Here is a 13,372-nt window from a genome sequence, read left to right as displayed (position 1 = left end):
GAGGCGCCCACGAGAGATGTCTTCTCCCTCGCAAAAGCCGGAGGAGCAGAGGAATCAGACCCGCCGCGTATCGATCGCGGCCTCGGTCCGTCTGCGCTTTATGCTCACCGTCGTCGCGGTGCTCATGCTGTCATTGGCAGCCTTCGGCCTGCTCTCGGAAAAGCTGCGTTCCGAAGCCATCGAGAATGCCGTGCAGGGCAAGGCACACACCCTGCTGGAGCTGACGGCGCCCAGCGTTGCCCGTGCTCTCTGGACCCTCAACGCCAATGAGGTGACCGCCCTGCTGGAAGGGCTCACCGCTGACAGTGATTTTTATTCAGCTGCGGTCATTACCGATTATGGCCAGCGTTACCGCGTCGGCCAGCCGCCGGACCGCGATGGCAACGAAACCGGCCGCAACCTGCTGACGGTCACGCGCAGCCTCTATGCCAGCAATGCAGTGGAAGGCGGGCGCGCCGACCAGTGGCTGGGCGATCTTACCATCACCCTCACCAAGGACGCGCTGATCGACAATCTGAACGCCCGCGTCTCGCAGGTGGTGATTCTGGTCTCGCTGCTGGTCACGCTGGCGCTTGCCGCCGTCTACCTGCTTCTGACCCGTATGGTGGTTGTCCCCATCCGCACCATGCTGGCAGCCCTCGGCAGGGTACGCTCGCCGGACTGGCAGCCACTGCGCTGGAAGCGCAGTGACGAGTTCGGCCAGCTCATCAGCGAATTCAACACCATGGTCGAGCAGATTCGCCGCCATGAAGAACGGCTGGAGGGTGCCCGTTTTGCCGCCGAGCAGGGCAGCCGGGCCAAGAGCTCCTTCGTGGCGCGCATGAGCCACGAGATGCGCACCCCGCTCAATGTCGTTATCGGCTTTTCCGACCTGCTGCGCACCGATCCCGACGCCAACGACACCATGCGCGAGCAGGCCGGCGAGATTTACCGCTCCGGCCAGCGCCTCCTGCGCATGGTGGTCGATATTCTCGAGATGGCGGAGTTCGATGCCGGTACCGTCAGGGCCAACGATGCCCGCGTCGACCTTTCGCCGGTCATCGAGCGTGCCGTGGCGCTGGTGCGGGCGCGCCGGGCGGAAGTCGGCAGCCGCATCATCATCGACGTCGCGCCGGATCTGCCGATGATCCGCGGCGACGCCCCGCGCCTTTGCCGCATGATCGAGCATCTCATTGATAACGCCGTCAAATTCTCCCATACCGGCAGCGATGTCGGCGTTACCGCCATTGCCGACACCGCCGGAGGCGTGCGGCTTTCGGTAACCAACCATGGCCAGCCCTTCCCGCCCGAGCTTTCCGACTGGGCGATGCGCCCGTTCGAGCAGGCCGATGTGTCGCACACGCGGCGCTATGAGGGGGCCGGGCTCGGGCTTACCTTGTGCATGCGCTATGCCCGGCTGCATGATGGCCGCCTGACCATCCACAGCGAGGGTGGCCTGACCGAGGTTTCCTTTACCCTGCCGCCGGAACGCACCGAGCGGCGCGGTGGCGAGGCCGGCTCCCGCCAGGCCGTCGGCGCCGGCGTGCGCGGCTAAGCCGGCGCCCGCTGCCTCAAAGAGTTTTCCCGATGTCTCCTGCAATCGCCGCCCTGCACCCGACCCTGTCGCGGCTCTATGGCCTGTGGCATGCCGCTCGCACGGACGGCAGCGCCCTGCCGGCGCATGACGCGATCGCGCCCATACAGATGATGCCGCTGGTGCCGCATCTGCTGTGGCTAAAGGGTGCCGGAGAGGCCGTTACCATCACCTGGACAGGCACCGGCGTGCGCGATGCCTGCGGCGCCCCGCTTTCCGATGCAAGACTGGCGGCAACGCCCCTCGCCGGCCTCATCGCCCCGCATCTGGGCACCGGCAAGGACGAGTCTTTTGCCGGCGACCTGGACAGCCTCACCGGCCGCCACTGGAAAGCGGAAGGTCTGGTGCTGCCGCTCGCCCCGGCGCCGGAAGCGCCGGGCGAAGCCATCCACCTCGTCGGGCTTATCGTCCGCCCGGCCGAGTGCGCCAACCAGCCCTGACCGGGCCGGCCGAAAAATCACGGCAATCGTATCAGCGGGGCGTCTGCGCGCAGGTAAAGCGGGTGCTTGGGGCTGCCATCGCCATTGACGCCAAGGCACCAGAGCTCGATGCCTTCGGCCCGGAGCGCCGCCACCGTCTCATCGCCATGCGGCTTCAGCGCCTGATTGAGCTTGCCGTGACACACGATGACGATGCAGGCCTTGCGTGCCGCCGTCAGGATCGCCGGCAGATTGGCGGACGAGCGCGCTTCGATGCCCGGCTGCAACAGCGCCTTGGGGTCGGTTGCGCGATAGTCGCCGATATTGCACTTGAGATAACCGCTATAGCCCTCGCGGGTGGTAAAGCCCCACTCGCGCGTAATGGTCGGGTCATTGGCTTCAGCGGTCGCCGTGCTGGCATTCATGCCGATCCACATGGCGTAGCGCTCGGGAAAAGCATCGCCCACCCAGCGCCGCAGCAGCGGGCGATAGCGCCCGCACTCGCTGAACACCGCATCGCCGCGCAGGCCTGCCGGCAATGCCGTCTTTACCTTGCCGCCCACCTTGTGCGCCGCCACTGCCGCGCTTTCCGGCTCGAACTCGAACAGAACGCCCTGCTTCGCCATCGCTTTCCGTCAAAACTGGCCAATCTCGCTGCTGCCGGTATAGCCCGAAAAACATCGGCCCCGCACCTGCCAATGGCGGATGCGGGGCCGATTACCGGACGCTAGTGTTGCGTCGTGCGGTCCTAGTGCGACATGAAGACCGGCAGCGCCGCATTGGCGAGCACGTCCCGCGTGACACCGCCGAAGGCGAACTCGCGCAGGCGCGAGTGGCCATAACCACCCATCACCACCAGGTCGCAGCCCAGCACCTTGGCCTTGTTGAGGATGGCATCGCCGACGGAAAGCTCGGAGGTCACCTCGGAGACCACCGTCACATTCACGCCGTGGCGGGCAAGATGGCGGGCCACATCCTGGCCCGGTTCGCCATTGCCGCTCTGGTCGGGATTGAAGAGCCCGACATAGACCTGGTTGGCGGCACACAGCAGCGGCAGCGCATCATGCAGGGCGCGAGTGGATTCGCGGCTCGCCGACCAGGCAACGAAGATATTGTCGCCGATCGTTTCCTTGATGCCGTCCTTCGGCACCACCAGCACCGGGCGCCCGCTGCCCAGCAGCGCTTCGGCCGCCATGCCACCATCGTCCGTCGCGCCGCCCGGCCCGGCGACGATCAGGTCGCTGTAATGGCCGTGCAGGCTGAGCAGCGGTGCAGCCACGCCTTCGGCGAAGCGCATTTCCACGGGCACGCCGCGCTTGTCGGCAAGGGCGGCCACCTTTTCCTTCACGAATTCCGCTTCCTTGAGGCGCCGCTCGCGGTCAGCCTCCAGAATGTCGGCGGAGATCGGGCCCATCATGTAGGGCTGGAGATCCAGAAGCCGGATCACGTAAAGCGCCGAAACCGAGGCGCGGATGGTGGCGGCAAGATCGATGGCCGCTTCCAGGCGCTTGGCTGACCCTTCCCACGTGTCCAGGTAAACCAGAAGATCCTTAATCGCCATGACGACCTCTCCTTCTTTCAGTATGAGCTTGAGCTCTTGATGTTCTGGCGCTCGTGTTCTGCTGTGATCTGGACTAGACCACGGGACCGCCTGGCTGCGCCTTGATGCAGGTCAAGCCTCAGTGCTGTCATCTTGGCGCGTCATGAAGCGGCTACGTCAGTAACGTTTTTCGGAATAATAAGTTACCGGAATGGCTCAAAAGCAGCTCTGGATACCCGTCGGCCCCGGCACCGCCCGCCAGCACCCGCTCTTCGGTGCCGGGCCGGCGGAAACCCTGCTGGTCATCCTGCTCATCGCAGCGCCGCTGCTGATTGGAGCCGAGATCAGGATCGTGCAGGATTATGACGGTCTGCCGGCCCTGCTGCTGCGCCTTGCAGACCTTTTGCCGCAGGTGAGGCCCTGGTTCCTGCTGGTGCCGACCCTGAGCGCCGCCGCCGGCCTCGGCAGCTGGCTGATGGCACTTGCCTGCATCGCCCGCCTGCGGGCTTTTCCGGTCCTCTACGCCTGGTTCTGCAGCGTCATCCTGCTGCCTTACCTGCTCATCATGGTCGCCTTCAACGCTCTCGGCGTCACCCATGAGGCGGCAAGCAGCGCGCTGGAATGGCTCGGGCAGCTGGTCTTCCCCGGGCTCTTGCTGGTGCTCCTTTTCTGCTGGCTGCCCTGGCTTTTCCGCTCGCGCCGCAGCCAGCTGAATTTCCGCCTGCGCCTTGCCCAGGATGACCCGCTGCTGGGCGCCCTGCGCCAGCCGGCCAAGCCGGTCGCTGAACCGGCTGCGGACACGGCCAAGTCTGCAGCCGAAACGAATTATGCCGCCAGCCGCGACGATGTCGGCGCGCAGCTGGCCGAACTTGCCCGTCTCATCTCTGCGGAGATGGATGAGGGTGAGGATGACGAGGATGCGCGCAACCAGCTGCGCCTGCCCGGCCTGCCGGAGCCGGAGGGATATCCGCATCCCCGCCGCCCACGCCCGGAGCAGGGCGACAAGGAGAGCGACGGCAAGAAGAGCGACGACACGGGTAGCGTAGCCAAATGAGCCGGCCTTGAGCACGCTTGCCGCTTGCCTCAGCCTGTTTTTCGCCGCGCTGGTGGCGGCAACCCTGCTGCCGGCGCAGTCCGAAGCGCTGCTGGGTGCCCTGCTGCTTGCCGGCCATCCGCCCGCCCTGCTGCTGATCGCGGCCAGCACCGGCAATGTGCTGGGCTCTATCATCAACTGGCTTCTCGGGCGCGGCATCGAGCATTACCGCCACCGGCGCTGGTTCCCGGTCAGCGAAAAGGCGCTGAGCCGGGCGCAGGCCTGGTATCATCGCTACGGGCGCTGGTCGCTGCTACTCAGCTGGGCCCCGATCATCGGCGATCCGCTGACGCTGATGGCCGGCGTGATGCGCGAGCCGTTCTGGATTTTCCTTGCCCTCGTCACCCTCGCCAAGGTCGGGCGATATCTGCTGCTCGCCGCGCTGGTGCTCGGCGGGCAGCAGGTGCTGTGACGGGTACTCTGACGCGCCTCAGCGCCACGCCTTCCAGGCGTTGATGAGGCCGTTGGTGGAGCCGTCATGGCTCGTCACCGCGCCCTCGCCTTCCAGCTCCGGCAGGATGGCCTTGGCCAGCTGCTTGCCCAGCTCGACACCGAACTGGTCGTAGCTGTTCACATTCCAGAGAATGCCCTGCACGAAGATCTTGTGCTCATAAAGGGCAACCAGCATGCCGAGCGTATAAGGGTCGAGCACATCGACCAGCAGCGTGTTGGACGGGCGGTTGCCTGGGAAGACACGGTGCGGAATGGCGGCTTCCAGCGCCTCGCCGGAAAGCTTGCCTTCCAGCTCCTTGCGCACCGTCTCCGCGCTCTTGCCGGTCATCAGCGCTTCGGCCTGGGCAAAGACGTTGGAGAGCAGGATGCGGTGATGCAGGCCGCCCTGCACCGGGTTGTGGGTCTTGGCCGGCGCGATGAAATCGCACGGGATGACTTCGGTGCCCTGGTGTATCAGCTGATAGAAGCTGTGCTGGCCATTGGTGCCCGGCTCGCCGAACAGCACCGGGCCAGTGGCGTAATCGACCGGCTTGTTGTCGCGGCCGACATATTTGCCATTCGATTCCATATCCGCCTGCTGCAGATAGGCGGCAAGCCGGTGCAGATACTGGTCATAGGGCAGCACGGCCTGGCTGCGCACACCGAAGAAATCGACATACCAGACCCCGAGCAGGCCCAGCAGTACCGGAGCGTTGGCTTCCAGCGGGGCGGTGCGGAAATGCTCGTCCATGGCATGGGCGCCATCGAGCAGACGGTCGAAATTATCCGGACCGATGCCGATCATGATCGGCAGACCGATGGCCGACCACAGGCTATAGCGCCCGCCAACCCAGTCCCAGAACTCGAACATGTTATCGGCGGCAATGCCGAACTCGCCGACCGCCTTGCTGTTGGTGGAGAGCGCGACGAAATGCCTGGCAACCGCCGCCTTGTCCTTCGCCGCATTGAGGAACCACAGCCGCGCCGTCTCGGCATTGGTCATGGTTTCCTGGGTGGTGAAGGTCTTGGAGGCGATGATGAACAGCGTCGTCTCCGGGTCGAGGTCGCGCAGCGTCTCCGCCATGTGCGTACCGTCGACATTGGAGACGAAGCGCACGGCAAGCTCGCGGTCGCTGAAGGGTTTCAGCGCCTCATAGACCATCACCGGGCCAAGGTCGGAGCCGCCGATGCCGATATTGACCACTGCCTTGATGGGTTTGCCGGTATAGCCCTTCCACTCGCCGCTCCGTACCGCGGTGGCAAAAGCCTTCATGCGGGCGAGCACGTGGGCGATGCCGGGCTTCACATCCTCGCCATCCACCTTGATCACGCGGTCGGAGCGGTCGCGCAGCGCCACATGCAGCACGGCGCGCCCTTCCGTGACATTAATCGGCTCGCCGGCAAACATGCGCTCGCGCCAGCCTTCCAGCCCCACCTGACGGGCAAGGCCCAGCAGCAGATCCATCGTCTCTGCAGTGATGCGGTTCTTGGAATAGTCGATCAGCAGCCGCCCGCCGACTGTCAGCGAAAAGCGCTTGAAACGCTCGCCATCGGCCGCAAACAGGTCACGCATCTGCGTGTCGCGCACGGCGACATGATGTTTGGCAAGGGCGCTCCAGGCGGCGGACTGGGTAAGGCTCGACATCGCTCGCGAACTCCGGCAAGGGCGGACAATAAAGAAGGAAATCCGGCCGGAGCCTAACCAGTACGCGCCGAAGGGCAAGCGCTTTCAGTGCCTCCCCGCCCGCATCCTGCTTTCAGTGCGGCACCCGCAGCATCAGGAACAGCCGGCGGAAGGCAAAGAGCGTGGTGCCATTGGCGCGCGGCGGATAGGCCTTCGCCAGCAGCTCGCGATAGTCGGCGCAGAAGGCCTCATATTCATCGGGATCCAGCGCGGCCTTTACCGGCGTCAGCGTCGTGCCCGACACCCAGTTGAAGACCGGATCCGGCCCGCGCAGCACATGCTGGTAATGCGTCTCCCACAGATCGAGCGCGCCATAAGGCTCCAGCAAATCCAGATAGAAAGCCGGCTCCGAGACCGGCTCGCTCTCCAGCTTCAGTTTGCTGGCCCAGCGCGGCGTGCGGGCCAGCGTATAAAGCGCCTGATGCGAGGGCGCGGCGAAGTTGCGCGGCATCTGCACCGCCAGAATGCCGCCGGGCACCAGCCGTGCCACCAGCTTTGGAAACAGCCCGGCATGGTCCGGCAGCCAGTGCAGCGCCGCGTTGCTATAGATAAGGTCCACCGGCTGGGCGTCCCGCTCCCCGGCCCATTCGGCAATGCCGCCTTCCTGCCAGTCGAGATTGGGTTCGCTCTCATCGCGCCTGGCCCGCGCCAGCATGGTGGGCGAATTATCGAGCCCCAGCACATGGGCCGCCGGCAGGCGCCGGGCGAGCCGCGCCGTCAGCGAGCCGGTGCCGCAGCCAAGATCGACCACGCGCCGCGCCTCGGCCGGCGGCAGATGCATCATGAGATCAAGGCCGGGCCGCAGCCTCTCGTCGGCAAAACCAAGATAGGTTCCCGGATCCCAGCTCATCGTTTCTCTCCCTGTTGTCCTGGCACTTTGAGGCCGTGCTTCGCCGGGCCCGGGTTGCGGACGCCGGCGATTTAAGAGAATGATCTGGTGTTCCGGCCCCTTCCTGCAAGCTTCGTGAAGGGCCTCACAGGCTGCCGGGGCGCCGGGTCGCGCCCACTTGCGAACAAATCTCAAAACCGCCAGTCTCGCCGCAACCCGCACCGGCGGCCTCTTCGCTTCAAGATTTCCACGACCAGGGACAGCCTATGTCATCCGTCAACCAGCCCATGATCGACCTGCTGCTCACCCGCCGCTCGGCGCTTGCCGCCACCATGGTGGAGCCGGGGCCGGGTGCGGCCGAACTGGAGCTTATCCTGCGCGCGGCAACCCGCGTGCCCGATCATGGCAAGCTTGCCCCCTGGCGTATCCAGATTTTCGCCGGCGCCGAGCGGGCGCGTCTTGGCGATATCCTTGCCGGTGCCTTTGTCAGCGAGGCCCCCCAGGGGGCCGAGGCCGCCACCGATGACGGCAAGGTGGATTTCTGGCGCCAGCGCGTGCAGATCGCGCCGCTGGTGGCCGTGGTCACTCTCACCCCGGTAGAGGGCAAGGTGCCGCATTTCGAGCAGCTGATGTCCGGCGGCGCGGTGTGCCAGAACATGATCATCGCCGCCCATGCCCTGGGATATGCCGCCCAGTGGCTGACCGAATGGCCGGCCTATTCGCCTTCGGTGCGCAAGGCGCTGGGATATGGCGAGGACGACACGCTGCTCGGTTTCATCCATATCGGCTCGCGTTCGGAAGCCCCGCAGGAGCGCCCGCGCCCGACCTTGCAAGAAGTCGTGACTCTGCACGGCATCTGAGTTATTGAAGCCCCGCCCTGACAGCAGGGCAGATCAGCGCGAACGGGTACAATTATCGCTTGCCTCACAAGGGCAGTGCGACTATGTTCCGCCGCCTATCTCCCCAGCGAGACTTCAGGGTTCATTCCCCGGCAACCGGGCTGGCGCGGTGGTCGGCAAGGCAATTTGAGAGAAGGTTCAAGGAAATGGCCGTTCCTAAGGCTAAAACCTCGCGCTCCAAGCAGGGCATGCGCCGCGCTCATGACGCGCTGAAGGCTCCGGGCTACATCGAAGACAAGGACAGCGGCGAGCTGCGCCGTCGTCATCACATCGACCTGACGACCGGCAAGTATCGCGGCAAGCAGATCCTCAAGGTCGAGGACTGATACCCCTGCCTCCTGGCGCAGCTTCCGCTTAGGCAGCCGCGACGAGGCAGTTCCAAAATGCCCGCCATGCCCGATATGGGCCATGGCGGGCATTTTGTTTTTCTGCGTCCTGCCGGGCCGGGGCCCGGAGACGCCTGAGACTTAGCAGCACCCCGCCCCGGCGCCGCAGCAGGCCGGCACCGCGCTGGCAAGGGCCGCTCGGTGCCTCGGCTTGCAGATGGCCGCCCGCGCCATGAGCTTCAACCGCGCCTCGCCGGCGGCAACGCTCAGCGCCCCCACATCATAAACCTGCATTGGCTGATCCGGCGGCCCCACCTCCACGGTCAGCCGGCCTTCCGGCGCCAGCGCCACCTTCTCGGCCACCTTGCCCAGAATGGCGCGGAATTTGGCGACGCCCATCGGCGCCCGCCCTTCTTCCGCCGGCAGGTCTTCCACCTGCAGCACCGTTTCCTGCCACGCATCGGGGTTACCGCCGCAATCCAGCGTGACGAAGGAACCGGCCTTTACCTCGGTGATGTGATAGCCGGGCCGCACCGTACGCCCGCCATAGTCGATCACCAGCGCCTTGTCGCCATGGGCCGCAAGTGCCCCCAGCAGCGCCGCAAGCGACGCATCCCCGCCGAAATCAACCTCAACCGCCCCGGCGTCCAGGGCGGCATTCTCTCTGGCATTGACTGACATGATGGGCTATCCTTTATTTCAACAACTGTTGAGATGTTGAGATATCAATGGACGAAAAGCAAGCCCTTGCCGCTTTCGCCGCGCTGTCGCAGGAAACCCGCCTGCGCATCGTGCGGTTGCTGGTCACCGCCGGGCCCGAGGGTCTGCCGGCCGGCGCCATCGGCGATGCGATGGATGGCGCCTCCTCCTCGCGCATGTCCTTCCATCTGAGCCATCTGGAACAGGCCGGGCTCGTCACCTCCCGCCGCGACGGGCGCTCCATCCTCTATGCCGCGGCCTATCCGGCCCTCTCCGGCCTCATCGAATTCCTGATGCGCGATTGCTGCGGGGGCCACCCCGACATCTGCGATCCGGCCTTCAAGACCCTGTCCACCTGCTGCAGCCCGAGCGTCACAGGAGCCTGTTCGTGACCGTCACCATCTTCCACAACCCCGCCTGCGGCACTTCCCGCAACACCCTCGCCCTGCTGGAAGCCGCCGGCACGGCACCGATGGTGGTGGAATATCTGAAGACGCCTCCTTCCGGCGCCGGGCTTCTGGACCTGGTGCGGCGCGCCGGCCTTGAGCTGCGGGATGTCCTGCGCCGCAAGGGCACGCCTTATGAGGAACTAGGTCTCGGCAACCCCGCCCTTGGCGAGGCCGAGTTGCTGGCCGCCATCGCCGCGCATCCCATCCTCATCAACCGCCCGATTGTGGTCACGCCGAAGGGGGTCGCCCTGTGCCGCCCCTCCGACGTGTTGCTGGATTTGCTGGAGGGCATACCGGCCCTCACGCTGCTGAAGGAAGAAGGTGCACCCTTTCTCAAGGATATCGCCATCGACGGGAGCGATCCGGGGCTCGCCGCCGCGCTCTCGGCAGCCGGCCTGCCGGTCGATGACCTGACCCTGCCCGGCCGCAGCTTCTTTGCCTTCCACACGCTGGAAGGAGCACTCGCCGGTTACGGCGGCTTTGAGCTCACGGGCAAGGACATGCTGCTGCGCTCCGTCGTGGTGCCGCAGGCCGCGCGTGGCCAGAAGATCGGCCGCAACATCGTGCCGCTGCTGCTCTACCGCGCCTTCAGGGCCGGGGCCCGCCAGGGCTGGCTGCTGACGCAAAGCGCCGTTCCCTTCTTCACTGCCCTCGGCTTCAAGCCGAAGGACCGCGCGGAAGCCCCTGCCGCCATCCTCGCCACCCGGCAGGCCGCCGCCTTGTGTCCGGCCAGCGCCACCCTCATGTCCCGCAAGCTGGGGTTCTGATCCGCGATGTCCTTCTTCGAGCGTTATCTCACCCTGTGGGTTGCCTTTTGTATTGTGGCCGGCATCGCGCTCGGCCATGTGCTGCCCGGTACCTTCCAGCTCATCGGCGCGGCGGAAATCGCCCGCGTCAATCTGCCGGTCGCGGTCCTCATCTGGCTCATGATCATCCCCATGCTGCTGAAGATCGACTTCGCCGCCCTCGGCGCCGTCGGCAAGCATTGGCGCGGCATCGGCGTCACGCTCTTCGTCAACTGGGCGGTCAAGCCCTTCTCCATGGCACTGCTCGGCTGGTTGTTCATCGGCTGGCTGTTCCGCCCGCTGCTACCGGCTGGCGAGATCGACAGCTACATTGCCGGCCTCATCATCCTTGCCGCCGCCCCCTGCACCGCCATGGTCTTCGTCTGGTCCAACCTTACGAAGGGGGAGCCGCACTTCACGCTGAGCCAGGTGGCCCTCAATGACGTGATCATGGTGATCGCCTTCGCGCCCATCGTCGGCCTGCTGCTCGGGCTTTCGGCCATCACCGTGCCGTGGGGCACGCTGGTGCTGTCGGTCGTGCTCTATATCGTCATCCCGGTCATCATCGCGCAGCTTGTGCGCCGGCACCTGCTGGCAAGCGGCGGCGAGGCTGCCCTTTCCCGGCTGCTGACACGTCTCGGGCCGCTCTCCCTCACCTCGCTGCTGGCAACGCTGGTGCTGCTGTTCGGTTTTCAGGGGGAGGCGATTGTGGCCCAGCCGCTGGTCATCGCCCTGCTGGCCGTACCCATCCTCATCCAGGTTTATTTCAATGCCGGCCTTGCCTATCTGCTGAACCGGGTCGCCGGAGAGGAACATTGCGTGGCCGGCCCCTCCGCCCTCATCGGCGCCTCCAACTTCTTTGAGCTGGCCGTCGCCGCCGCCATCAGCCTCTTCGGCTTTAACTCCGGCGCGGCACTTGCCACCGTCGTCGGCGTGCTGATCGAGGTGCCGGTAATGTTGTCGGTTGTGCGCATCGTCAATGGCTCGGCCGGCTGGTACCAGCGCCGGGCCGCCGCCAGAACCTCCTGAACCTCAGGCAGCAAGGGCCGGGCGCATCAGGCTTTCGCGGATATGTCCGGCCATGGCCTTTGCCGCCGGCAGCACATTCTGCTTCGGCAGATAGAGGTTGATGGCAAAGGGCGGCAGCTCGGGCAGCGCTTCCCCCTGTCCCAATATTTGCAGCTCGGTGGGCACGGTAGAGGCAAGCCAGGCCGACACCGCAAGGTCCGAGCGCACCGTTGCCATCGTCGCCTCGATATTTCCGCCTTCAAACACCGTGCGCCACTCGGTGCCGGCGCCGCTTGGCGCCCCACCCAAAGCGCCGCCAAGTGCGCCGATAATGGCCGGGCGAAAGGCGCAGGTCTCCGCCACCAGCGAGACCGGCAACGGGCGTTTGCGCCAGGCACTGCCCCCGCGCGCCCCCACCCACACCAGCGGCTCGATACGCAGGCACTCGCCGCCACCGGCGGCCGAAGGCAGCTCTTCCACCAGCGCGATATCCACCGCCCCTTCGGCCAGCGCCACCAGCAGCTGCGGGGAAGCCCGGCAGAACAGCGACAGCTCGACGGCCGGATGCGCCTCGGCAAAGGATTTGAGCGCCGGCGTCAGCGTGGCCCCCACAAGGTCATAAGGCACGCCGAGCCTCAGCGGCCCTTCGATGCGCCGCCCGGTCATCTCGTCCCAGATCTGGTCGTTGAGCTGCAACAGCTGGCGCGCCTTGGCCAGCATCTGCGCACCCGCCGCCGTCAGGCTGAGCCCGCCGCGCGCCCGCACGAACAGCTGCCGGCCAAGCTGCGCTTCCAGCCGCGCCACCTGCTGGCTGACCGCGCTCTGCGTCAGATGCCGCTGGCGTGCCGCTTCCGTCATGCTGGCCCGGTCGGCAACCGTCACGAAGGTGCGGATAAGATCGATATCGAGGCTGCGCATGGCCACTAACATTAACATTCCTAATGTCAGATATCATGACCATTTGCTTTGATAATGCCAAGCCCCGGCCCACTCTCCGGCAACCACCCGTTTGAAAAAATCCTGCCGGAGACACCAGATGGTCGAGACCCTGCTTTCTTTCGCGCTCTTTACCGTCGTCACCTGCTTTACGCCCGGCGGCGCCAACATGCTGGCCACCGCCTCCGGCGCGCATTTCGGCTACCGGCGCTCGCTGCCGGTGATGACGGGCATTGCCATTGGCCTTGGCGCTATGACGGCGGCTGCCGCCGGCGGGCTGGCCGGCATGCTGATGGCGGCGCCCACCTTGCAGCTTTATATGAAGATTGCCGGTACGGCCTATCTGCTGTGGCTCGCCCTGCGCATCGCCCGCAGCGGCCCACCCCACCTCTCCCGCTCCATGACACGGCCACAGCATTTCTTCAGCGGCCTCTGGATGCAGTGCCATAACCCCAAGGGCTGGGCGATCGCGCTTGGCGCCGCTGCCACCTTCGCCGGCCTTTCGGCCAGCCCCGGCGGCCTCGCCCTGCTGTTCGGGCCAGTGTTCTTCGTCGCGGCGCTCAGCGCCATGTCGCTCTGGTGCCTTGCCGGCCAGTGGCTTTCAAAGCGCCTGAGACAAGGCTGGCACTGGCGGGCTTTCAACATCACCCTCGGCCTTGCCCTTGCCACCACCATCGCGCCGCTCTGGCTGCCGTGAGCG

General features: G+C 65.8%; 16 protein-coding genes. 10 read left to right on the top strand and 6 right to left on the bottom strand.

Annotated features, from left to right (window positions below; genetic code table 11):
• The first annotated feature begins 100 nt into the window (after positions 1-100).
• Both QTL98_RS09035 and QTL98_RS09030 read left to right on the top strand, forming a co-directional pair.
• On the top strand, positions 101-1,534 hold the full coding sequence (locus QTL98_RS09035) for a HAMP domain-containing sensor histidine kinase (protein WP_445681891.1): 1,434 nt from the start codon (positions 101-103) through the stop codon (positions 1,532-1,534).
• Positions 1,535-1,566: 32 nt separating this feature from the next.
• Positions 1,567-2,013, top strand: coding sequence for a PAS domain-containing protein (locus tag QTL98_RS09030; RefSeq protein ID WP_445681890.1), 447 nt, complete (start codon positions 1,567-1,569; stop codon positions 2,011-2,013).
• 17 nt (positions 2,014-2,030) lie between these two features.
• Here QTL98_RS09030 and QTL98_RS09025 read toward each other — a convergent pair whose 3' ends face one another.
• On the bottom strand, positions 2,031-2,618 hold the full coding sequence (locus tag QTL98_RS09025) for a DUF1643 domain-containing protein (RefSeq protein ID WP_445681889.1): 588 nt from the start codon (positions 2,616-2,618) through the stop codon (positions 2,031-2,033).
• Positions 2,619-2,740: 122 nt separating this feature from the next.
• Positions 2,741-3,553 carry a universal stress protein gene (locus QTL98_RS09020; RefSeq protein WP_445681888.1) on the bottom strand — a complete coding sequence of 271 codons (813 nt, stop codon included), beginning with the start codon at positions 3,551-3,553 and terminating at the stop codon, positions 2,741-2,743.
• 190 nt (positions 3,554-3,743) lie between these two features.
• Here QTL98_RS09020 and QTL98_RS09015 point away from each other — a divergent pair, with 190 nt between their 5' ends.
• Both QTL98_RS09015 and QTL98_RS09010 read left to right on the top strand, forming a co-directional pair.
• Positions 3,744-4,586 carry a hypothetical protein gene (locus QTL98_RS09015; RefSeq protein ID WP_445681887.1) on the top strand — a complete coding sequence of 281 codons (843 nt, stop codon included), beginning with the start codon at positions 3,744-3,746 and terminating at the stop codon, positions 4,584-4,586.
• Between the two features lie 7 nt (positions 4,587-4,593).
• Entirely contained in the window at positions 4,594-5,037 is a 444-nt protein-coding gene (locus QTL98_RS09010) for a YqaA family protein (protein ID WP_445681886.1), read from the top strand.
• A gap of 18 nt (positions 5,038-5,055) precedes the next feature.
• On the opposite strand, the gene pgi is transcribed toward QTL98_RS09010, so the two are convergent.
• Both pgi and QTL98_RS09000 read right to left on the bottom strand, forming a co-directional pair.
• Entirely contained in the window at positions 5,056-6,702 is a 1,647-nt protein-coding gene (pgi, locus tag QTL98_RS09005) for a glucose-6-phosphate isomerase (RefSeq protein WP_445681885.1), read from the bottom strand.
• Between the two features lie 112 nt (positions 6,703-6,814).
• Positions 6,815-7,591 (bottom strand): methyltransferase domain-containing protein, encoded by a 777-nt coding sequence (locus tag QTL98_RS09000; protein WP_445681884.1) that lies wholly within the window; start codon positions 7,589-7,591, stop codon positions 6,815-6,817.
• A gap of 245 nt (positions 7,592-7,836) precedes the next feature.
• Here QTL98_RS09000 and QTL98_RS08995 point away from each other — a divergent pair, with 245 nt between their 5' ends.
• Together QTL98_RS08995 and rpmF are read left to right on the top strand one after the other, a co-directional pair.
• Positions 7,837-8,430, top strand: coding sequence for a nitroreductase family protein (locus QTL98_RS08995; RefSeq protein ID WP_445681883.1), 594 nt, complete (start codon positions 7,837-7,839; stop codon positions 8,428-8,430).
• A 185-nt stretch (positions 8,431-8,615) separates the two neighbouring features.
• Positions 8,616-8,795, top strand: a complete 180-nt coding sequence (rpmF, locus tag QTL98_RS08990; RefSeq protein WP_445681882.1) for a 50S ribosomal protein L32 — start codon at positions 8,616-8,618, stop codon at positions 8,793-8,795.
• Positions 8,796-8,936: 141 nt separating this feature from the next.
• On the opposite strand, the gene QTL98_RS08985 is transcribed toward rpmF, so the two are convergent.
• Positions 8,937-9,476 (bottom strand): DUF6428 family protein, encoded by a 540-nt coding sequence (locus QTL98_RS08985; RefSeq protein ID WP_445681881.1) that lies wholly within the window; start codon positions 9,474-9,476, stop codon positions 8,937-8,939.
• Between the two features lie 47 nt (positions 9,477-9,523).
• On the opposite strand from QTL98_RS08985, the gene QTL98_RS08980 reads away from it, so the two are divergent.
• The 3 genes from QTL98_RS08980 to arsB are packed head-to-tail and all read left to right on the top strand — an operon-like array spanning position 9,524 to position 11,757.
• Complete coding sequence (locus QTL98_RS08980) at positions 9,524-9,886, top strand: ArsR/SmtB family transcription factor (RefSeq protein ID WP_445681880.1); 363 nt, start codon at positions 9,524-9,526, stop codon at positions 9,884-9,886.
• Complete coding sequence (arsN2, locus tag QTL98_RS08975) at positions 9,883-10,710, top strand: arsenic resistance N-acetyltransferase ArsN2 (protein ID WP_445681879.1); 828 nt, start codon at positions 9,883-9,885, stop codon at positions 10,708-10,710. The genes QTL98_RS08980 and arsN2 overlap by 4 nt, the downstream gene beginning before the upstream one ends.
• Before the next feature lie 6 nt (positions 10,711-10,716).
• On the top strand, positions 10,717-11,757 hold the full coding sequence (gene arsB / locus QTL98_RS08970) for an ACR3 family arsenite efflux transporter (protein WP_445681878.1): 1,041 nt from the start codon (positions 10,717-10,719) through the stop codon (positions 11,755-11,757).
• 3 nt (positions 11,758-11,760) lie between these two features.
• Here the strand turns inward: arsB and QTL98_RS08965 are convergent, their stop codons facing one another.
• Positions 11,761-12,666: a LysR family transcriptional regulator gene (locus QTL98_RS08965; RefSeq protein ID WP_445681877.1), complete on the bottom strand. Its 906-nt coding sequence runs from the start codon at positions 12,664-12,666 to the stop codon at positions 11,761-11,763.
• Between the two features lie 106 nt (positions 12,667-12,772).
• Between QTL98_RS08965 and QTL98_RS08960 the strand changes: the two genes are divergently transcribed.
• Positions 12,773-13,369, top strand: coding sequence for a LysE family translocator (locus QTL98_RS08960; RefSeq protein ID WP_445681876.1), 597 nt, complete (start codon positions 12,773-12,775; stop codon positions 13,367-13,369).
• Positions 13,370-13,372: the final 3 nt, after the last annotated feature.

This window comes from Radicibacter daui (assembly GCA_030657355.1).
In the GTDB taxonomy this organism is placed as follows: Bacteria; Pseudomonadota; Alphaproteobacteria; order Radicibacterales; family Radicibacteraceae; genus Radicibacter; species Radicibacter daui.
This window is presented reverse-complemented; position numbering and strand designations above follow the sequence as displayed.

Coding starts and splice junctions, on each gene's coding strand:
- QTL98_RS09025 (WP_445681889.1), bottom strand. CDS start 2,618: ATGGCGAAGCAGGGCGTTCTGTTCGAGTTCGAGCCGGAAAGCGCGGCA.
- QTL98_RS09015 (WP_445681887.1), top strand. CDS start 3,744: ATGGCTCAAAAGCAGCTCTGGATACCCGTCGGCCCCGGCACCGCCCGC.
- pgi (WP_445681885.1), bottom strand. CDS start 6,702: ATGTCGAGCCTTACCCAGTCCGCCGCCTGGAGCGCCCTTGCCAAACAT.
- QTL98_RS09035 (WP_445681891.1), top strand. CDS start 101: ATGCTCACCGTCGTCGCGGTGCTCATGCTGTCATTGGCAGCCTTCGGC.
- QTL98_RS09020 (WP_445681888.1), bottom strand. CDS start 3,553: ATGGCGATTAAGGATCTTCTGGTTTACCTGGACACGTGGGAAGGGTCA.
- QTL98_RS08965 (WP_445681877.1), bottom strand. CDS start 12,666: ATGTTAGTGGCCATGCGCAGCCTCGATATCGATCTTATCCGCACCTTC.
- QTL98_RS08995 (WP_445681883.1), top strand. CDS start 7,837: ATGTCATCCGTCAACCAGCCCATGATCGACCTGCTGCTCACCCGCCGC.
- QTL98_RS08985 (WP_445681881.1), bottom strand. CDS start 9,476: ATGTCAGTCAATGCCAGAGAGAATGCCGCCCTGGACGCCGGGGCGGTT.
- rpmF (WP_445681882.1), top strand. CDS start 8,616: ATGGCCGTTCCTAAGGCTAAAACCTCGCGCTCCAAGCAGGGCATGCGC.
- QTL98_RS08960 (WP_445681876.1), top strand. CDS start 12,773: ATGGTCGAGACCCTGCTTTCTTTCGCGCTCTTTACCGTCGTCACCTGC.
- QTL98_RS09030 (WP_445681890.1), top strand. CDS start 1,567: ATGTCTCCTGCAATCGCCGCCCTGCACCCGACCCTGTCGCGGCTCTAT.
- QTL98_RS09000 (WP_445681884.1), bottom strand. CDS start 7,591: ATGAGCTGGGATCCGGGAACCTATCTTGGTTTTGCCGACGAGAGGCTG.
- arsB (WP_445681878.1), top strand. CDS start 10,717: ATGTCCTTCTTCGAGCGTTATCTCACCCTGTGGGTTGCCTTTTGTATT.
- QTL98_RS08980 (WP_445681880.1), top strand. CDS start 9,524: ATGGACGAAAAGCAAGCCCTTGCCGCTTTCGCCGCGCTGTCGCAGGAA.